The organism is Caulobacter sp. HMWF025 (genome assembly GCF_003060965.1).
Taxonomy (GTDB): domain Bacteria; phylum Pseudomonadota; class Alphaproteobacteria; order Caulobacterales; family Caulobacteraceae; genus Caulobacter.
The window spans coordinates 1-17465 of the sequence record NZ_QAII01000022.1; the positions used below are offsets into that span (position 1 = coordinate 1).

Annotated in this window: 21 protein-coding genes; 13 read left to right on the forward strand and 8 right to left on the reverse strand. The window is 67.1% G+C overall.

Annotated elements, in window-relative coordinates; genetic code table 11:
* The coding region (locus tag DBR10_RS02605) for a methylated-DNA--[protein]-cysteine S-methyltransferase (RefSeq protein ID WP_108503902.1) at positions 1-495 on the forward strand (495 nt) is incomplete at its 5' end.
* Here the strand turns inward: DBR10_RS02605 and DBR10_RS02610 are convergent.
* Positions 492-899 carry a DUF4345 family protein gene (locus DBR10_RS02610; RefSeq protein WP_108503901.1) on the reverse strand — a complete coding sequence of 136 codons (408 nt, stop codon included), beginning with the start codon at positions 897-899 and terminating at the stop codon, positions 492-494. The genes DBR10_RS02605 and DBR10_RS02610 overlap by 4 nt on opposite strands.
* 25 nt (positions 900-924) lie before the next feature.
* Positions 925-1308 (reverse strand): VOC family protein, encoded by a 384-nt coding sequence (locus DBR10_RS02615; protein ID WP_108503900.1) that lies wholly within the window; start codon positions 1306-1308, stop codon positions 925-927.
* Positions 1309-1484: 176 nt separating this feature from the next.
* On the opposite strand from DBR10_RS02615, the gene groES reads away from it, so the two are divergent.
* The 4 genes from groES to DBR10_RS02635 all read left to right on the forward strand — a co-directional run bounded on the left by groES (position 1485) and on the right by DBR10_RS02635 (position 5422).
* The gene (gene groES / locus DBR10_RS02620; RefSeq protein WP_010918572.1) at positions 1485-1775 is read left to right on the forward strand and encodes a co-chaperone GroES; all 291 of its coding nucleotides are present in this window, start codon (positions 1485-1487) and stop codon (positions 1773-1775) included.
* A gap of 60 nt (positions 1776-1835) precedes the next feature.
* Complete coding sequence (gene groL, locus DBR10_RS02625) at positions 1836-3479, forward strand: chaperonin GroEL (RefSeq protein WP_108503899.1); 1644 nt, start codon at positions 1836-1838, stop codon at positions 3477-3479.
* A gap of 222 nt (positions 3480-3701) precedes the next feature.
* Positions 3702-4769: a hypothetical protein gene (locus tag DBR10_RS02630; protein ID WP_108489586.1), complete on the forward strand. Its 1068-nt coding sequence runs from the start codon at positions 3702-3704 to the stop codon at positions 4767-4769.
* A 338-nt stretch (positions 4770-5107) separates the two neighbouring features.
* Positions 5108-5422 (forward strand): hypothetical protein, encoded by a 315-nt coding sequence (locus DBR10_RS02635; RefSeq protein WP_108503898.1) that lies wholly within the window; start codon positions 5108-5110, stop codon positions 5420-5422.
* 12 nt (positions 5423-5434) lie between these two features.
* Here DBR10_RS02635 and DBR10_RS02640 read toward each other — a convergent pair whose 3' ends face one another.
* Positions 5435-6403, reverse strand: a complete 969-nt coding sequence (locus DBR10_RS02640; protein WP_146184064.1) for an IMCp domain-containing protein — start codon at positions 6401-6403, stop codon at positions 5435-5437.
* A gap of 179 nt (positions 6404-6582) precedes the next feature.
* Here DBR10_RS02640 and DBR10_RS02645 point away from each other — a divergent pair, with 179 nt between their 5' ends.
* Positions 6583-7758 (forward strand): DUF3089 domain-containing protein, encoded by a 1176-nt coding sequence (locus tag DBR10_RS02645; protein WP_233243213.1) that lies wholly within the window; start codon positions 6583-6585, stop codon positions 7756-7758.
* A gap of 54 nt (positions 7759-7812) precedes the next feature.
* Here the strand turns inward: DBR10_RS02645 and DBR10_RS02650 are convergent, their stop codons facing one another.
* A complete protein-coding gene (locus tag DBR10_RS02650; RefSeq protein WP_108503896.1) occupies positions 7813-7989 on the reverse strand; it encodes a DUF1328 domain-containing protein in 177 nt (58 codons plus the stop codon).
* A gap of 105 nt (positions 7990-8094) precedes the next feature.
* Here DBR10_RS02650 and cobT point away from each other — a divergent pair, with 105 nt between their 5' ends.
* From cobT to DBR10_RS02670, 4 genes are all read left to right on the forward strand, one after another.
* A complete protein-coding gene (gene cobT, locus DBR10_RS02655; RefSeq protein ID WP_108503895.1) occupies positions 8095-10023 on the forward strand; it encodes a cobaltochelatase subunit CobT in 1929 nt (642 codons plus the stop codon).
* On the forward strand, positions 10020-11087 hold the full coding sequence (locus tag DBR10_RS02660; RefSeq protein ID WP_335582542.1) for an esterase-like activity of phytase family protein: 1068 nt from the start codon (positions 10020-10022) through the stop codon (positions 11085-11087). Before cobT ends, DBR10_RS02660 begins: the two co-directional genes overlap by 4 nt.
* A 215-nt stretch (positions 11088-11302) precedes the next feature.
* Entirely contained in the window at positions 11303-11605 is a 303-nt protein-coding gene (locus tag DBR10_RS02665) for a hypothetical protein (protein WP_108503894.1), read from the forward strand.
* Positions 11606-11761: 156 nt separating this feature from the next.
* Complete coding sequence (locus DBR10_RS02670; RefSeq protein ID WP_108503893.1) at positions 11762-12775, forward strand: phosphotransferase; 1014 nt, start codon at positions 11762-11764, stop codon at positions 12773-12775.
* Positions 12776-12852: 77 nt separating this feature from the next.
* Here DBR10_RS02670 and rpmB read toward each other — a convergent pair whose 3' ends face one another.
* The gene (gene rpmB / locus DBR10_RS02675) at positions 12853-13158 is read right to left on the reverse strand and encodes a 50S ribosomal protein L28 (protein ID WP_108503892.1); all 306 of its coding nucleotides are present in this window, start codon (positions 13156-13158) and stop codon (positions 12853-12855) included.
* 207 nt (positions 13159-13365) lie between these two features.
* Between rpmB and DBR10_RS02680 the strand changes: the two genes are divergently transcribed.
* Positions 13366-13827: a DUF3617 domain-containing protein gene (locus DBR10_RS02680; protein ID WP_108490261.1), complete on the forward strand. Its 462-nt coding sequence runs from the start codon at positions 13366-13368 to the stop codon at positions 13825-13827.
* Between the two features lie 134 nt (positions 13828-13961).
* On the opposite strand, the gene DBR10_RS02685 is transcribed toward DBR10_RS02680, so the two are convergent.
* Positions 13962-14546 (reverse strand): methylated-DNA--[protein]-cysteine S-methyltransferase, encoded by a 585-nt coding sequence (locus DBR10_RS02685; RefSeq protein ID WP_108503891.1) that lies wholly within the window; start codon positions 14544-14546, stop codon positions 13962-13964.
* A gap of 78 nt (positions 14547-14624) precedes the next feature.
* Here DBR10_RS02685 and DBR10_RS02690 point away from each other — a divergent pair, with 78 nt between their 5' ends.
* The gene (locus DBR10_RS02690; RefSeq protein ID WP_108503890.1) at positions 14625-16256 is read left to right on the forward strand and encodes an amidohydrolase; all 1632 of its coding nucleotides are present in this window, start codon (positions 14625-14627) and stop codon (positions 16254-16256) included.
* A gap of 12 nt (positions 16257-16268) precedes the next feature.
* Positions 16269-16640 (forward strand): hypothetical protein, encoded by a 372-nt coding sequence (locus DBR10_RS18835; protein ID WP_146184063.1) that lies wholly within the window; start codon positions 16269-16271, stop codon positions 16638-16640.
* 46 nt (positions 16641-16686) lie between these two features.
* Here the strand turns inward: DBR10_RS18835 and DBR10_RS02695 are convergent, their stop codons facing one another.
* Together DBR10_RS02695 and DBR10_RS02700 are read right to left on the reverse strand one after the other, a co-directional pair.
* A complete protein-coding gene (locus DBR10_RS02695; RefSeq protein WP_108503889.1) occupies positions 16687-17073 on the reverse strand; it encodes a type II toxin-antitoxin system VapC family toxin in 387 nt (128 codons plus the stop codon).
* A 1-nt stretch (position 17074) separates the two neighbouring features.
* The gene (locus tag DBR10_RS02700) at positions 17075-17314 is read right to left on the reverse strand and encodes an antitoxin (RefSeq protein ID WP_108503903.1); all 240 of its coding nucleotides are present in this window, start codon (positions 17312-17314) and stop codon (positions 17075-17077) included.
* Between the last annotated feature and the right edge of the window lie 151 nt (positions 17315-17465).

Here is a 17465-nt window from a genome sequence, read left to right on the forward strand (position 1 = left end):
CACCTCGACCGCCTCCCCTCGCCGCTTGGCGAGATCCTGCTGGTCACCGACCAGACCGGCGCGGTGCGAGCCCTGGATTTCCATGACTATGCCCCGCGCATGCTGCGGCTGCTGCACCGGCACTATGGCGAGCCTCATCTGGACGATGGCCCGGCGCCCGCCAGCGTAAGGGCGGACCTTTCGGCCTATTTCGAGGGTGATCTTGCGGCCCTTGTCGCCATCCCCTGGGCCACCGGCGGCACGGCGTTCCAGCGACAGGTCTGGACCGCCCTGACCACGATCGCGCCTGGCACGACCGCGACCTACGCCGCCCTCGCGGCGCAGATCGGCAGACCCACCAGCATGCGGGCCGTCGGCGCGGCCAACGGCGCCAATCCCATAGCCATCCTCGTGCCCTGCCATCGGCTGATCGGCGCGACCGGTGCCCTGACCGGCTATGCCGGCGGGCTGCAGCGCAAGGCCTGGCTGCTACGGCACGAGGGCGTCACCCTCTAGGCGATCATCCCGCCGTGCAGCACCAGCCGGCCGGCATTGAAGAACGGCAGGCTGAGCGTCAGGCCGATCAGGATCTCGAACACCAGATTGCCGGTCTCGGCCCGGGCCGAAACGCCGTCGCGGCGAATGGCGACGACACGGCCCAGGGCAGAGCCGAACCAGGCCAGCGCCAGGGCAAAGGCCATCGCCGCCCCGACCGACGGCTGGTAGCCGAGGTAAAGCGCAGCCCCGCCGTGGGCCAGCACCAGCAGCCCGCCGAACGCCCGCGCCTGGACCCGGTTGTCCGGCCCCGCCGCCTGCACGCCGACATCGGCCAGCGGTCTGGCCAGGGCCATGCCCCCGAAGGCTCCGCCGATCACACAGGCGATGACGGCCATCAGCAGCGACAGGGCGTAGTTCGACATGCGCAGGGCGCTCCAAAAGGTCAGATCAGGCCGGCGTGTGGCAGACGGCCTCGACATTGAACCCGTCGGGGTCGAGCACGAAGGCGCCATAATAGTCTGGATGGTAATGTGGGCGAAGTCCGGGCGGACCGTTGTCGCGCCCGCCGGCGGCCAGGGCCTCGGCATGGAACGCCTCGACCATCGCGCGGCTCGAGGCCGCAAAACAGACATGCAGCCGGCCGAAGGTGTCGCCGCCGCCGGAGATCCAGAACTGCGGCCGCGTCACGCCATAGCCGGTGGCCTCGACACCGCCGCTGTGCTCCGGCGGAACGGTGTAGAGACGCTTGATCCCCAGCGGGGCCAGGGCCCGGTCGTAGAAATCGACGGCGCGCTGAAAATCGGTGACGCCGAACCCCAGGTGATCGAACATTTCCCGCCCTTTCTTAACCGTCATCGCAAAAACTTCGCGGGGCCCGTCCTTGACTCCCCCGGGGGGCGGACCTAACTCAAGCGCCTCGTTGGCACTCAAGGGGGTAGACTGCTAACAGCAGCGCTTCCCTCGCCGGCGACCCCTTTTATCGATAACCGTCCCGACGGAGAACAACCATGAAATTTCGTCCCCTGGGCGACCGCGTCCTCGTGAAGCGCGTCGAAGAAGAAACCAAGACCAAGGGCGGGATCATCATCCCTGACACCGCCAAGGAAAAGCCGCAGGAAGGCGAAGTCGTCGCCGTCGGCCCCGGTGCCCGCAACGACAAGGGTGACGTTGTCGCCCTCGACGTGAAGGCCGGCGATCGCATCCTGTTCGGCAAGTGGTCGGGCACCGAAGTGAAGGTCGATGGTCAAGACCTGCTGATCATGAAGGAAAGCGACGTTCTGGGCGTGGTCGAGGCCTAAGCCCTCCTCCGTCCGAACGACTTTCCAACTCCAATTTCTCTTTAAGAAGGGCTCATACACATGGCCGCTAAAGACGTTTATTTCTCCTCGGACGCGCGCGACAAGATGCTGCGCGGCGTCAACATCCTCGCCAATGCGGTGAAGGTGACCCTCGGCCCCAAGGGTCGTAACGTCGTGATCGAAAAGTCCTTCGGCGCCCCGCGCTCGACCAAGGACGGCGTCTCGGTCGCCAAGGAAATCGAACTGGCTGACCGCTTCGAGAACCTCGGCGCGCAGATGATCCGCGAAGTCGCCAGCAAGACCAACGACAAGGCCGGCGACGGCACCACCACCGCCACCGTCCTGGCGCAAGCCATCGTCCAGGAAGGCCTCAAGTCGGTTGCCGCCGGCATGAACCCGATGGACCTGAAGCGCGGCATCGACAAGGCGGTCGGCATCGTCGTCGCCGAGATCAAGGCGTCGTCGAAGAAGGTCACCACCAACGCTGAAATCGCGCAGGTCGGCACCATCTCGGCCAACGGCGACAAGGAAGTGGGCGACATGATCGCTCGCGCCATGGACAAGGTCGGCAACGAAGGCGTCATCACCGTCGAAGAAGCCAAGACCGCCGAGACCGAACTCGACGTCGTCGAAGGCATGCAGTTCGACCGCGGCTACCTGTCGCCCTACTTCATCACCAACCCCGACAAGATGGAAGTTCAGCTCGAAGAGCCGCTCATCCTGCTGTTCGAAAAGAAGCTCTCCTCGCTGCAGCCGCTGCTGCCGGTGCTGGAAGCCGTCGTCCAGTCGGGCCGTCCGCTGGTGATCATCGCCGAGGACGTCGAGGGCGAAGCCCTGGCCACCCTGGTGGTCAACAAGCTGCGCGGTGGCCTGCGCGTCGCCGCCGTCAAGGCTCCGGGCTTCGGCGACCGCCGCAAGGCCATGCTGGAAGACATCGCCATCCTGACCGGCGCGCAGGTCGTGTCGGAAGACCTCGGCATCAAGCTCGAGAACGTTTCGCTCGAAATGCTCGGCAAGGCCAAGAAGGTCTCGATCACCAAGGACGACACCACCATCGTCGACGGTATCGGTGAGAAGGACGCGATCGAAGCCCGTATCGCCCAGATCAAGCGCCAGATCGAAGACACCACCTCGGACTACGACAAGGAAAAGCTGCAAGAGCGTCTGGCCAAGCTGGCCGGCGGTGTTGCCGTGATCCGCGTCGGCGGCTCGACCGAAGTCGAAGTGAAGGAAAAGAAGGACCGCGTTGACGACGCCCTGAACGCGACCCGCGCGGCCGCCGACGAAGGCATCGTCCCCGGTGGCGGCACCGCCCTGCTGAAGGCCTCGCAAGCCCTGGTGGGCCTGACCGGCGACAACGCCGACCAGACCGCCGGCATCGCCATCGTCCGTCGCGCCCTGCAGGCCCCGATCCGTCAGATCGCCGAGAACGCCGGCGTTGAAGGCTCGATCGTGGTCGGCAAGGTCCTGGAAAGCACCAGCGCCTCGTTCGGCTTCAACGCCCAGACCGAGCAGTATGTCGACCTGGTCGCCGACGGCGTCATCGACCCGGCCAAGGTTGTCCGTACGGCTCTGCAAGACGCCGCCTCGGTGGCCGGCCTGCTGATCACCACCGAAGCCGCCATCGTCGAAGCGCCCAAGAAGAGCGCTCCGGCCGGTGGCCCTCCGGGCGGCATGGGCGGCATGGGCGACATGGATTTCTAAAAAGTCCGGTCAGCCTTCGCTGAACCAACAAGAGAAGGGCGGAGCCGCAAGGCTCCGCCCTTTTTCTTTGGTCGGTGCGGCATGAGGCGGCGGCGACAGTCCCTCTCTCATAGAGAGAGCGACTGTCTGGATCGTCAAGCGATGCCAAGCCTCGTCCGCCCCCTTGCAGACATTCGCTTTCACGCCTCATCTGCGCTTTCAACCACCGCAGGCGACGACCCTATGCTCACCACTATGCGCCTGACGTTCATGTCTGAGGACGTCAAGGCGGCGATGGATCAGACGGTCGAAGCGTTCGGGATTTCGCTCGCTCGTCTCGCCGAACTTGAGCCCCGTTTCGAGAAGATCAGTGAACTGGCGTTTTGCTTCGGCGTTGCGCATCCGGTCATGCAGCCGCCAGGCAAGGGTCGCGCCAGCTATTCGCGCGACAGTGGCGTCTTCTTTACCGAGGCCTACCTCGAATATGACGCGTGGATCGGTGCCCGTTGGGCTGATCGTGTCCGTGCGGTAGCAAAGGCCAGTCAGGCGGCACTCTCATCTGTTCACAAGACGCGGTTGACGCCTGACGAGCGGTCGAGCCTGTCACGACTGATCGAGACCGTGGCGGAACAGTTGGCGGTTTCTCCTCCCCAGCCCTTGCTCTCGCTCAAGCCTGTCTACGCTTTTGAAAATGGGTCGGGACAAAGGCCATCCATCGGCTTCCAGCCTCCAAGTGCCTTTGAGGCCGAAGTGTTCAAACAAGGGATTGTCGCGCTCCAGCCGCACAAGATTCACGCCTATCTCCAGCGGCTCGAGGATGCCGTGCGAGCCCCTGAGACGCTTAAGCTCTACAAGCGCCAAGATGGACGGTTGCTGTATCGTGAAGCCTGGGCCGACGGCGAAAATGTCGTCGAGCATGTCGGCGTCTACGGCGAACGGGGCTCTACCTCGCAACATGCGGCGTCAGGGCCGGTTCGGCAGCGAGAGGTGATGGAGGCCATAGCTGCAGAGGCGAAGGCTGACGGCTTTGCGGCTGTTCCGGAAACGAAGCACATCGGCCTTTTGGTCAGCAAGGCAATCACTGGAGCGGGCACAAAGCGACATCTTCGTCAGCGACACGCGCTGGAGGACTTTCTGAACGAACTGACCGGGTGGCGCGGCCTTGGTCATTGCGACGGAGGATCGATCGGCTCCGGGTCAATGGAAGCCTTCTGTCTGGTGGTTGACTACAAGATCGCGGCGGAAGTCATCGAGCGTGAACTCGCGGGTTCACAGTTCAACGATTTCGTCGTGAGCCGAGTGAGCCAGTAGCAGGGCGAAAAGGTCGCCGGCCGCCCACAGTGGAATCCCGAAAGTTCCCTTCGGGGCGCGGCCCCACACCGCCAAATACCTTGTCATCCCGGCCGGACGCCCGTGAGGGCGGGAGCGCCGGGACCCAGGGGCGACGGCAGTGAGGCACTCCCTGGGTCCCGGCGCTCCGCTACGCTACGGCCGGGATGACAAGGGAATTGAATCTGGTGGAGCGTGTCCTGTTCTACCCGGCCCATGTTCACGCTCCCCCCGCCCTCTCTCCAAGAGAGAGGGACCAGACGAGCCGAAGACCGGAACGATCGGTTGACGCCGCCCTCGCGCCCGGCCAAGCAGCAGCCATGTTCCGCCAGCGCCCCGATGCCGATCTGATCGTTCAAGGCTGGGTCATCGGCGTGATGGTCGAGGTGGCAGGCGAGCCCTATCCGGTGCGGCACTATTTCGGGGTCGGCAAGGCCGACCGGGCCCAGGCCGAGTGGTCGGCCGTGGACCGGGCGCTGGAGGCCGGCGGCGTGGCGTCCAGCCCGTTCCGGGGCGTCGAGCCGGTCGAGGCCCTGCGCGAGATCGTCGCCTACCGGATGGTCGAGCTGGGCCTCAGACCGGGCGAAACCCGGGCCCTCGGCGACAAGTTTCCCCGCCGCTGGCTGCCGGTCTGAGACCCTGAAACCCTACTGCCCGTAACGGTCGGGGCGGCGGGGCTGGGTGTGGCCGCGGCTGTTGACGCGGGGCCCCTGGTCATAGGCCTCGCCCGGAACCGGCCCACGATAGCTGTCATGACCCTGCGGCCTGTCGGGGCCCGGCATCGGCAGGGCACCCTGCGGGTGCCAGCCGCCGCCCACGCCGTAGCGGACATTGGAGCCGTAATACCCGCCACCGCTCTGATCGCCATAAGACGCGTCGCCATAGGCGCTGCGGCTCTCATAGCCATAGCTGTAGCCGCTCTGGCTCGACTCGTAGACCGCGCTGCCGGAGACGTCGCGGCTGTCATGGAGGACCTGGCTGCTGCCATAGGCCCCGGCATCATGGCCCCGGACCTCACAGTCACAGCCATGGGCCGGCATCGGCCGGACGGGCTCGACATAGACGCGGCGCAGCTCGGGAAGCGGGGCCGGCATCGGACGCTCGATATAGACGGGACGGTCGATCACGCGGTCCACATAGACCGGACGGTCGACGACCTTCTCGACCACCCGGTCGACGGGCACTTCGACCCGGCGCTCGACCACCTTTTCGACGATGCGGTCCACAGGACGGTCGACCGGCACCTCGACGCGGCGCTCGACGATCTTCTCGACAATGCGATCCACGGGGCGGTCAACGGGACGGTCCACATAGACAGGCTTTTCCACGATGCGCTCGACGGGCCGTTCGACGATCTTTTCCACGATCCGGTCCACGGGAACCTCGACCCGGCGCTCGACGATTTTCTCGACCACGCGGTCCACCGGCCGGTCGACATAGACGACCTTCACGGGCGCGGGACGACGCTTGACGACCTTGCGCTTCACAACCGGCTTGGCAGGCTTGCACAGGCAGGCGGGATAGCCGTCGGCCAGGGCCGGGCGGATCGCGACCGGCGCGGTGGCACCAGCGAGGGCTGCCATGGAGCCGACGAGCAGAAGGGTCTTGAGGGTCATGGTCACGCCTTGGAAGGTCAAACACGCAGGACTGTGCCGTTTTGCGACAGCAGACCGCTCGCGCCGCAAGCCCGGGGCCAGACCGGAGGTCGTGCCGCCGCGATCTTGCCGCTTGGCGGGCGGCGCAGTTTCCCGCATCCTCTTCCGAACAAGCGTTTGAGCGCAAAGTGGGGGAAACCATGTCCAAGATGATGCCGGTTCGCCGGGTCCTGACCGGCCTCGGCCTGACCGCCGGCCTGCTGCTGGGCGGGGCCGCCTGCGCCCAGACGCCGGCGACGGCTTCGGCCAATGACTACGGCAAGGCCGAGTCGTGGCTGTGCCTGCCGGGCCGGGCCGACGCCTGCGCCGCCGACCAGACCACGACGGTCGTCGCCACTGACGGCAAGGCCAGTATCGAGACCTTCAAGCCCGCCGAAGCCCCGCCGATCGACTGCTTCTATGTCTATCCGACGGTCTCGACCGATCCGGGCCCCAACAGCGACATGAGCATCGACGAGGCCGAACGCTCGGTGGTCAACCAGCAGCTGGCGCGCTTTGCCGCCCAGTGCAAACTCTATGCGCCGATGTATCGCCAGATCACCCTGGCGGCCCTGCGCAAGGTGATGATGGGCGGCCAGGGGGGCGATGCTGCCCTCGCCTATGGCGACGTCCGCGACGCCTGGAACCACTATATGACCCACCAGAACAACGGCCGCGGCGTCGTCCTGATCGGTCACAGCCAGGGCTCGCGGATGATCCTGCAGCTTCTGAAGGAAGAGATCGACGGCAAGCCGGCCCAGAAGCAGATGGTGTCGGCCCTGATCCTCGGGATGAACACGCCCGTCGATACGGCCGGCAACTACGGCTCGATCCCGTCCTGCAGCAACGCCGGCCAGACGGGCTGTCTGGTGTCCTACGTCTCGTTCCGGACCACCGCGCCGCCGCCGGCCAACAGCCGCTTCGGCCGCACCGATCCTCAAGGCCTGCGCTCGGCCTGCGTCAATCCGGCGGCCCTGCTGGCCGGCAAGGGCCAGGCCGACCCGGTGGTGCTGGGCTCGTATTTCAGCGCGCTCGGCATGGGCAGCTCGGCGGCGACGCCCAAGCCCTGGGCCAAGGGTCTTAAGGTCACCACCCCGTTCGTGGCGACGCCGGGCCTGGTCTCGGGCCACTGCGTCAGCGCCGGCGACTTCACCTACCTGTCGGTGGACGTCAACGCAGACCCCGCCGACCCCCGGGTCGACGAGATCACCGGCGACATCCTGATCTTTGGCCAGCCGCTGAAGGACTGGGGCCTGCACCTGATCGACGTCAATCTGGCCATGGGTGATCTGGTGGCCCTGGTCGGCGAGCAGTCGAAGGCTTACGGCACCCGATAGACCCGGATGCAGGGCCGCGAGGCGGGTCCGGTGGACCAGCCTCGCGGCAGAGCCCTATTTGGACACGGTCCTGAACACGGTGGCCCCGAGCAGCAGCACGACCACGAAGCCGATCAGGAACAGGAAGAACAGGATCTTGGCGATGCCGGCGGCAGCCCCCGCGATCCCGGTGAACCCCAGGGCCCCGGCGATCAGGGCGACAACGGCAAGAATGATGGCCCACTTCAGCATGGCAGTTTTCCTTCGACGGGAAGCCGGCAGCGCTTCTGCGGAAACAACCCTCCAGACCGTGCGGCGTTCCTTGTCTTCGCCGCCGTCCACCGGTAACCGATAGTCATGGCGTCCAAGCCCGAAAACCCGACCGAACCCTTCAAGCGCGCCCTGGCGCACGCCGCGCGCTCGCTTGCCGAAACGCCGGACCTCGAGGTCGTCTTCTCGGGCGACGGGCCCCAGCTGCTGGGCAAGCGGGCGATCCTGCCGCATCCGCCGCGCGACCTGAACAGCCGCGAGGCCGCCCGGATCCGGGGGCTGGCCGACCAGATGGCCCTGCGCCTGGCCCATCATGACGCCGTCGCCCATGCCCGCGCGCGGCCCAGTTCCCCCGACGGCCAGGCGGCCTTCGAGTCGATTGAGCAGGCCCGGCTGGAGGCCATCGGGGCCAATGCCATGGGCGGTGTGCGCGGCAACCTCACCGCCGCCCTCGAGGCCCGCCTCGAAAAGCAGGGCCTGACTCGCAATGTGGCGCTGGACCGCCAGTCCGCGCCGATGGCCGAGATCCTCGGCCTGATGGTGCGCGAGCGCCTGACCGGCGATGCGCCCCCCGAAGGCGCCCGGGCCCTGGTCGATATCCTGCGCAACGACATCGAGCTGAAGGCGGGCAAGGACCTCGACCGCCTCGCCGCCGCCATCGACGACCAGGCGGCCTTCGCCCGGGTGACGCGCGAGATCCTGCGCGACCTCGACCTCGGCGAAGAGCTGTCCGACGCCAGCGAGACCTCGGACGAGGAAGAAGGCCAGGAAGACCAGCCGACCGAAAACTCCGACGAGGACGAAGGTGAAGGCGAGGGCGAACAGTCCGAGGGCTCCTCGCCCCAGGAGTCCGAGGCCTCGGACCGCGACACCGAAGCCGGTGACGAGGAAATGGTCCAGTCCGAGCAGGAGGGCGAGCCCGAGGACACCGAGGAGGCGCCGGAAATGGGCGACGGCGCCAAGCCGGCCCGTCCGGACAGTGGCCCGGCCCAGCCCGGAGAGCCGGCCTACAAGATCTTCACCAATGCCTATGACGAGGTGGTGCCGGCCGAAGACCTCTGCGACGCCGAGGAACTGACCCGCCTGCGCGCCTATCTGGACCAGCAGCTGTCGGCCCTCTCCAGCGTGGTGTCGCGCCTCGCCAACAAGCTGCAGCGCCGGCTGCTGGCCCAGCAGAACCGGGCCTGGACCTTCGATCTCGAGGAAGGGATGCTGGACGTCGCCCGCCTGACCCGGGTGATCATCGATCCCACCGCGCCCCTCTCGTTCAAGCAGGAAGAAGACCAGGAGTTCCGCGACACGGTCGTCACCCTGCTGATCGACAATTCCGGCTCGATGCGCGGTCGTCCGATCATGGTGGCGGCCGTCTGCGCCGACATCCTGGCCCGCACGCTGGAGCGCTGCGGGGTCAAGACCGAGGTGCTGGGCTTCACGACCCGGGCCTGGAAGGGTGGCACCAGCCGCGACGAATGGGTCAAGGCCGGCAAGCCGCCGTCGCCGGGTCGCCTGAACGACCTGCGCCACATCATCTACAAGGCCGCCGATTCCCCCTGGCGCCGGGCCCGCAAGAATCTGGGCCTGATGATGCGCGAGGGCCTGCTGAAGGAAAACATCGACGGCGAGGCCCTGATGTGGGCCCACCAGCGCCTGGTCGGCCGGCCCGAAGCTCGCCGCATTCTGATGGTGATCTCCGACGGCGCACCGGTGGACGACTCCACCCTGAGCGTCAATTCGGGCCACTATCTGGAGCGCCACTTGCGTCAGGTCATCGCCGAGATCGAGGACAAGAGCCCTGTCGAGCTGATCGCCATCGGCATCGGTCACGACGTGACCCGCTACTATCGCCGGGCCGTGACCATCGTCGATGTCGAGCAACTGGGCGGCGTGCTGGTGGAACAGCTGGCCTCGCTGTTTGACGAGGAACCCCGGGCGATGAAGAAGGCTCGCGGCCTTCTGGCGCCCCTGCCGACCGTGCAGGCCCAGGCTCCCAAGCCGGCGCGCAAGGTTCCCGCGTGATCCGAGCCGGATCGTCGATCGGCCTGGTCGTCGGCCTCGGCCTCCTGGCGGCCTGTGCGCCCCGCCCTGCACCGGCACCACCCCTGCCGGCCGCCCCGGTGAAGGCCGGCCCCGACATCGTGCTTCAGACCGTCGCGGTCCCTCTGGATGCGTCCGATCCGGGCCGAACGATGCTGGAAGGCTTCAGCTATGCGGGCGGCATCGCCATCACCAGCCCGCAGACGACCCGCCTGCACGGCCTCTCCGACATGGCGATCGCCGGAGACGGGACCCTGCAGGCCGTTACCGATAATGGCGACCGCGTCTCGGCCCGCCTGAAGCTGGACGAGGCCGGGCGGCTGGTCGGCCTGACCGACGGCAAGCTGGAGCCCTTCCGGGATCCCGAGGGCCAACCGCTACAGGGCAAGGATGCGGGCGATGCCGAGGGGATCGCCATCCTGGCCAATGGCGACCGGCTGGTCAGCTTCGAGCACCAGCACCGCATCTGGCTGTATCCGGCCCTGCCCGACGGGGGCTGGGGCCCGCCCCGCCGCGCGCCCATGCCGTCGACCATCTTTCCTGACAATGAAGGCATGGAGGCCATCGCCGCCTACCCGGTGGCCGGCCCGGACGCCTATCTGGTCGGCGGCGAGGAAGGCGAGCTGTGGCTGTGCCGGCTGTCGACCACCTGCCAGTCAATCGCGCCCCAGCCCGGTCCGGACTTCCTCTGGGGGCTGACAGCGATGACGGCCTTCGACGGCAAGGCCGTAGCCACCCTGCACCGCAGCTACGACCCGATCCGTGGCTGGCGCGGCTTGCTGCGCTTTGTTGCCGATCCCCTGGCCCCATCGACCCGGCAGGTTCAGTTCGCCAGCCTGCATATCGACGGCTCGACCACGCGGGACAATTTCGAGGGCGTGGTACTCAGCCGTGCCCCCTCTGGGGCGACGCGCGTCTATCTGCTGTCGGACGACGGGGCTCTGCCGGGCGAGCGGACCCTGCTGATGGCGTTCGACTGGACCCCGCCCCCACCGCCGCCGCCCCAGCCGGCGAGGCCGGCAAAGAAGCCGCCGAAACGCCGCTAGGGCCCTTTGCCCTCCAGCTTGCGGGCCTCGCAGACCCAGCTGCACCGCATCGCAGCAACGGCCGGAATTAACTGTGCGATGCAACATTATCGTTGATCACCCAGAAAAGCTGGACTATGGCTTTTTCCTGACGGACAAGCGGCGAGACCGGACGGACCGTCAGAGGAACGCGTCGGGAGGAGGTTGAACCCAACCCCCTTTCGTGGACTACGAACATGATCCGCACCATCGCCCTGGCCGTTTCGGCCATCGCCCTGACCGTCGCCGCTCCGGCTTCGGCTACCGAACTGCGCGTCAAGGTCGCCGGCAAGTCGGCCGAGCAGATCCGGACCGACATCGTGAAGGCCGCCAGCACCGTTTGCTGGCAGGACGTCCGCAGCGAATCCCTGGCCGGCTACCTGTACCCCGCTTGCGTCCGCGCCTCGGTCAATGACGCCGTGGCCAAGATCAAGAGCCCGGCTCTGACGGCCTACAACACCGCCCAGCCGGTCTCGGGCGCCCTGATCGCCGCGCGCTAAACCAACCTACCGTTTCAGTAGCGTACCAAACCCGGCGCGACCCAGTCGCGCCGGGTTTTGCTTGTCCCGAGCGGCACGGGCCATCCCACTATTTTACCCGGACAATATTGACTCGATTATCATCCGGGTAAATATGACGCTTCCCTGGAGAGTGTCATGCCCCTGCCCGATCACCACCGCCCCGCCGCCCTGCGCGCCCTGAAACAGGTTTTCGCCGGCGAAGAGCCCGACTCGATCACGCCGCTGACCGGCGGCCTGTCCGGGGCCGGTGTCTATCGGGTCGAGCGCCAGGGCCGATCCTGCCTTCTGCGGATCCAGCCCGCCCGCGACGCGATACGTGACCCGGCCCGCACCCATGCCTGCATGCAGATCGCCGCCCAGGCCGGCGTGGCCCCCCGCGTCCTGTTCAGCTCTGACCAGGATGGCGTGTCGGTAACCGACTTCATTCAGCCGGGCACACCGGAAGAACAGCCAGGCAAGGCGGACCCGGACAGGATGGCCCAGCTCGCCGGTCTGCTGGCCAGACTCCACGCCGCGCCCGCCTTCCCGCCGCTGATCGGCTATCTGGATGCGCTGGAAGGTCTGGCCGGCCAGGTGCTCTCGACGGCCCTTCCGACCCCCGATGTCGCCGCGACGATCCGCGAGACCCTCGGCGGCCTGTCACGGGCCTATCGCCCCCTGCCGGTCGACAACGTCTCCAGCCATAACGACGTCAATCCCCGCAACATCGTCCATGACGGCGTGCGCCCCTGGCTGGTGGACTGGGAAGCGGCCTTCCTGGCCGATCGCTATGTCGATCTCTCGGCGGTCGCCAACGTCTTTGCGCGCACCCCGGAGACCGAGGCGGTGTTTCTGACACGCTACTTCGGGCGCGCGCCGACCGGAGCCGAAACCGCGCGGCTGTTTCTGGCCCGTCAGATCAGCCACCTCTTCCACGCCCTGGCCTTCCTGGCCGGTGCCGCAGCCGAGAAGCCCGGCCAGAGGCTCGACGGGGTGGCTCCCGATGACCGGACGCTGGAGCAGATGCACGCGGCCCTCGGCGCGGGCGCACCGCTTCTGGACCACTGGGAAGGGCGGCTGGCCTATGGCCTGGCACACCTCGGGCAGGCGCGGGACGCTGTCAGGGGCCCAGACGTCGCGAAAGCCGCGCGCCGGGCCCTGGAGGGCTGAGCCCCGCCCCCAGGACACGAAAAAGCCCGCGAAGCTTGCGCTTCGCGGGCTTTTACAATTTCGATCCGGATCGTCGCTTAGGCGGCGACGGCCGTGGCAGCAGCCTTGGCCTTGGCCTTGACCTGGGCCTTGATCTTCAGGGCGCGCGGCGACAGCTGCTCGTCCTTGGCGTTGAGCAGGAACACGTCCAGGCCGCCCTTGAAGTCCAGGGTGCGCAGGGCAGCGTTGCTGATGCGCAGCTTGAAGGTCTGACCCAGCGAGTCGGACGCCAGGGTGGCGGGCGACAGGGCCGGCAGGAAGCGGCGCTTGGTCTTGATGTTCGAGTGGCTCACATTGTGGCCGACCATCGGACCGATACCGGTGAGTTCGCAGCGGCGCGACATGACGTTACCTTGGCTGGGCGAAGCCAAAGGCTCCGCAACATGAATTCGGCGCGCGAGAGGCGGACCGCCGCGCGAGAGCGGGCGATATAGGCGAAGGGGGCTTGCCGAGTCAAGCCGCGCCGGGCTGTCACGCGTCCAAACATCGCCATCAGGCGCGGTTCATCTGCGCACTCTATATAGTGACGCGTCAGAAGGAGAAGGAATCCCATGCGTTTGCTCGTCCCCGTCGCGGCCACTGTCGCCACTGCCTGCGCCCTTCTGGCTGCCGGAGCGGCCCTCGCCCTGGCCCCGCCCCAGGACGCCGATACCAAGGCACCGACGACGATTCTCACCGGTCATTGGGAATACAACACCCGGGTCGGCCCGATTCCCGTCGACAGCGACCGTCGCTGCCTGACCCAGAAGGATGTCGAGAACTTCAACCGCGGCATCTGCCTCAAGCGCTACAGCTGCGCCTACGACACGCGGGTCGTCCGCGACGGCCGGATTCTCCTGAAGGGGGTCTGGACCGACAAGAAAGGCCGCACCGCGCCGGTGACCGCCAAGGGCTCCTATACGCCGGAGAGCTTCCGGCTGGATGTCAGCGGCAGGACCGTCAACGGACTGCCCATGGCCGCCACCCTCAATGCCCGCCGGATCAGCCCCACCTGCCCGTCCCCGGGGAAGTAGGCCCGACGGATATCGGTTTGTGGTTAATCGCGGTTAAGCTACAATAGCTTGTAGGGAACAAAGGCTGAATCGGCGAACGTCGCTGATTCGGTCATGATTCGTTTCGTGCCTGTTCGCCGATTCCGGCCGGGGCGTTAACCCGCCGGCCAGGCCCGGGGCGGGGCGACCGAAAACTCCAGATCAAACAGGGTCGGCGTCGCGCTGGTTCTGGCGCGCTCCAGGGTCAGCAGCCGGGCCTTGGTCGTGGGGCCGCCGTCGGCGGTGAACCCGCCCATGCGTCCCGATGCGGCCAGAACCCGATGACAGGGCACAACGATGGGCCACGGGTTCTCGCCCAGGGCCTTGCCCACGGCCCGTGCCGCGCCCGGCTCCCCCATGGCCCGTGCCACCTCGCCATAGGTCGAGGTCAGGCCCGGCGTGATGGCCCGGGCGATCTCATAGACCCGCAGGTTGAAGGCCGGGACGCCGGTCTGGTCCAGCGCCACATCGGCCAGATCATCACGGCCTCCAGCCAGCAGAGCCACGATCCGGTCGATCACCCGTTCGATCTCCGGCGGCGGCGGCAATTCGGCGGCCTCGGGGAATCGCTGGCGCAGTCGCGCCCAGGCCGCGACCGCCGTCGCCTCCGGCAATTGCATGCCGATCAGGCCCGACTCGCCCCAGGCGATGCCGCAACGCCCGATCGGCGTGTCAAAAAGTGCAAAGGCCTGCCCCGTCATGCCCGCATCATAACAGGCCTGTTGCGGCTTTCGAGCAGTGGCCTACCCTCCCCACCGAGCCTTTCGGGAGTTTTTGCCATGCGCCGCATCATCCTCGCCGCCCTGCTGGCCGCGACCAGCCTGACCACCGCCCGGGCCGGGGACCTGCTGATCCATGGCGGCCCGATCCATACCGGGGTCGAAAGCGCGCCCGGGGCCGAAGCCGTGCTGATCCGCGACAGGACGATCCTGTTTGTCGGCGACCTGAAGACCGCGAAGAGCAAGGCCGCGAAAGACGCCCGGGATGTCGACCTGAAGGGGGCGACGGCCTTTCCGGGCTTTGTCGACGCCCATGCCCACCTGACCGGCATCGGCCTGCGCGAAATGACCCTGAACCTCGACACCACCGCCTCGGTCGCCGAACTGGTGGCCGCCGTGAAGGCCTACGCCCAGGCCCACCCGGACGGTGCGATCTTCGGACGGGGCTGGATCGAGACCCACTGGCCCGAGAAGCGCTTTCCCAACCGGATCGATCTCGACGCCGCCGCCCCGGGCCGGGTGATCGTCCTGCAACGCGCCGACGGCCATGCCATGGTGGCCAGCAGCGCCGCCCTGGCGGCGGCCGGGGTCACGGCAATGACCCCCGACCCCGAAGGCGGCAAGATCCTCAAGGGCCCGGACGGCGGCCCCGACGGCATGATGATCGACCACGCCCAGAGCCTGGTCCGCAACGTCATCCCGCCGCCCTCGGACGCTACCCGACGCGAGGCCCTGAAAAAGGCCGGCGCGCTTTATGCCGCCCGGGGCTGGACGGGGCTGGGCAATATGAGCGTGGACGCCGGAGACCTGAAACTGCTCACTGCCCTGGCGGCCGAGAAGGCCTTCAGCCTGCGGGTCGACAACTATATGGACCCCAGCGGCGCGGCCGAGGTGCTGGCGCGCGGTCCGTTCGAAGACAGCACAGGCCTGATCCGCACGCGTGGCATCAAGCTCTATATGGACGGGGCCCTGGGCTCGCGGGGAGCGGCCCTGCTTGAACCCTATAGCGACGCCGAAGGCCTGGGCCTGCAACTGACCGAGCGCGACAAGGGTCTGGCCCTGATGAAGGCGGCCCGGGCCGTGAAGGCCCAGGTGGCCATGCACGCCATCGGCGACCGCGGCAACCGCATGACCCTGGACTGGTTCGGCGAGACCCTGGCCGGCGACACCACCGCCCGCTGGCGCATCGAGCACGCGCAGATCGTCGCCGACTCCGACCTGCCGCGCTTCTCGAAGATGGGCGTCATCGCATCGATGCAGCCCAGCCACGCCATCGGTGACCTCTATTTCGCCCCGGCCCGCCTGGGCCAGGCCCGGCTGCATGAGGGCTATCGCTGGAACGACATGCTGAAGAGCGGCGCGATCGTGGCCGCCGGCTCGGACGCCCCCGTCGAGGTCGGCGATCCGCGCATCGAGTTCTACGCCGCCGTCTATCGCCACAGCCTGGACGGCTTCGCCAATGCCGACTGGCATCTGGACGAGGCTGTCAGCCGCACCCAGGCCCTGAAGATGCTCACCCTGGCCCCGGCCTATGCCGCCTTCGCGGAAGGCTCGCGCGGCACGCTGGAGGCCGGCAAGAAGGCCGACGTGACGGTCTTCGACCGCGACCTGATGATCGTCCCGCCTGCGGAAATCCTGAAAGCCCAGACCGTGCTGACCGTGGTGGACGGGGTGGTGGTGTTTGAGCGGTGATGAGTGTCAGATATGCCGCCGGCCGTCGAATATTCGAAAGCAAGGATCATTGCCGTTCCAGAGGGGGAAGCCCCCCTTTGGATAAGAGAAAAATGGTTGGGGCTTGAACTGCCTCTGGCAGAAGGCAACAGGCGACCGCAAACCCTTACCGGCTATGGAGTCATAACCGGGCCACCGCCGCTATCCCTTGAACAGTTCGATGGTGGCGTTCGGGGTCGACTTCAGGTCAGGAGCGGCTTCTGCGTCAGTTCGCTCGAAGCCATAAAAGTCCTGGAGACCGCAAGTCCTGAAGCAGCGAACTGGTGGCGGGCGACGCTGGTCCACGCGCCGCTGCGCGACGCCTTTTTGATGTTCGATACGGTTTGCTGCGAAGGCCTCGCCTGAACGAGCGGCCTCAGCGCCCGGGCGAGAAGGCCTCTCCGGCAAGCCCCTACCACTCAAGGACCTTCAACCCCGGCACGTCCTGAAAATCCGCCGCGTTGCGCGTGACCAGGGTGGCGCGGTGCACCAGCGCCTGGGCGGCGATCATCCGATCCAGGATCTTGCGCCGGGAATAGCCGGCCGCCTCGATGATGCTGCGATAGGCGTCGGCGGCCTCGTGATCGAAGGCCAGCACCGGCAGGGCGTCAAGCACGACGTCCAGCCTTGCCCGGCGCAGCCCGGCTTCAGCCGACTCCCGATAGACACCGCCCTCCAGTTCAACCCGGGTGATGATCGACAGCAGGATCGCGCCATCCAGGGCGCCGATCCTCGCCGTGATCACAGGGTCGCCGTCGCGCAGATGGATCGCGATATTGGTGTCGAGGAGATAGGTCACCCTACAGGCCCGGTCGCTCCGCCAGGGGTTCCTCGTCACGCGTCTCGACCGTCGCAGGGCGCGGCAGAGCGGCCAGACGGCTGACCAAATCGCTGACCGAGGTCCGGGCGGGATAGATTGTCAGGACGTCGCCCGAGCGCACCATCGTGAGCTCGACATCGGTGCCGAACGCCACATCACGCGGCAGGCGGACAGCTTCGCTGTTGCCGCTCTTGAAGGTTCGACTGGTCACGATCGTCATGGAGTCCTCCAAGGTCATCACGCGTATATACATTAGTGGACTGCATCCTTCCAGAGCCCCGCGCCCTTCGAGGCCCGCCAGGGACGATCGCAACCGACCTCGATAGCCGGCACCCCGCTTTCCACCACCCCGCCGCTTGCCTCACCCCGAT

Excerpts from the sequence above, each read along its gene's own strand:
- DBR10_RS02610 (WP_108503901.1), bottom strand. The coding sequence starts at position 899 with ATGTCGAACTACGCCCTGTCGCTGCTGATGGCCGTCATCGCCTGTGTG.
- DBR10_RS02615 (WP_108503900.1), bottom strand. The coding sequence starts at position 1,308 with ATGTTCGATCACCTGGGGTTCGGCGTCACCGATTTTCAGCGCGCCGTC.
- groES (WP_010918572.1), top strand. The coding sequence starts at position 1,485 with ATGAAATTTCGTCCCCTGGGCGACCGCGTCCTCGTGAAGCGCGTCGAA.
- groL (WP_108503899.1), top strand. The coding sequence starts at position 1,836 with ATGGCCGCTAAAGACGTTTATTTCTCCTCGGACGCGCGCGACAAGATG.
- DBR10_RS02630 (WP_108489586.1), top strand. The coding sequence starts at position 3,702 with ATGCTCACCACTATGCGCCTGACGTTCATGTCTGAGGACGTCAAGGCG.
- DBR10_RS02635 (WP_108503898.1), top strand. The coding sequence starts at position 5,108 with ATGTTCCGCCAGCGCCCCGATGCCGATCTGATCGTTCAAGGCTGGGTC.
- DBR10_RS02640 (WP_146184064.1), bottom strand. The coding sequence starts at position 6,403 with ATGACCCTCAAGACCCTTCTGCTCGTCGGCTCCATGGCAGCCCTCGCT.
- DBR10_RS02645 (WP_233243213.1), top strand. The coding sequence starts at position 6,583 with ATGTCCAAGATGATGCCGGTTCGCCGGGTCCTGACCGGCCTCGGCCTG.
- DBR10_RS02650 (WP_108503896.1), bottom strand. The coding sequence starts at position 7,989 with ATGCTGAAGTGGGCCATCATTCTTGCCGTTGTCGCCCTGATCGCCGGG.
- cobT (WP_108503895.1), top strand. The coding sequence starts at position 8,095 with ATGGCGTCCAAGCCCGAAAACCCGACCGAACCCTTCAAGCGCGCCCTG.
- DBR10_RS02665 (WP_108503894.1), top strand. The coding sequence starts at position 11,303 with ATGATCCGCACCATCGCCCTGGCCGTTTCGGCCATCGCCCTGACCGTC.
- DBR10_RS02670 (WP_108503893.1), top strand. The coding sequence starts at position 11,762 with ATGCCCCTGCCCGATCACCACCGCCCCGCCGCCCTGCGCGCCCTGAAA.
- rpmB (WP_108503892.1), bottom strand. The coding sequence starts at position 13,158 with ATGTCGCGCCGCTGCGAACTCACCGGTATCGGTCCGATGGTCGGCCAC.
- DBR10_RS02680 (WP_108490261.1), top strand. The coding sequence starts at position 13,366 with ATGCGTTTGCTCGTCCCCGTCGCGGCCACTGTCGCCACTGCCTGCGCC.
- DBR10_RS02685 (WP_108503891.1), bottom strand. The coding sequence starts at position 14,546 with ATGACGGGGCAGGCCTTTGCACTTTTTGACACGCCGATCGGGCGTTGC.
- DBR10_RS02690 (WP_108503890.1), top strand. The coding sequence starts at position 14,625 with ATGCGCCGCATCATCCTCGCCGCCCTGCTGGCCGCGACCAGCCTGACC.
- DBR10_RS18835 (WP_146184063.1), top strand. The coding sequence starts at position 16,269 with ATGCCGCCGGCCGTCGAATATTCGAAAGCAAGGATCATTGCCGTTCCA.
- DBR10_RS02700 (WP_108503903.1), bottom strand. The coding sequence starts at position 17,314 with ATGACGATCGTGACCAGTCGAACCTTCAAGAGCGGCAACAGCGAAGCT.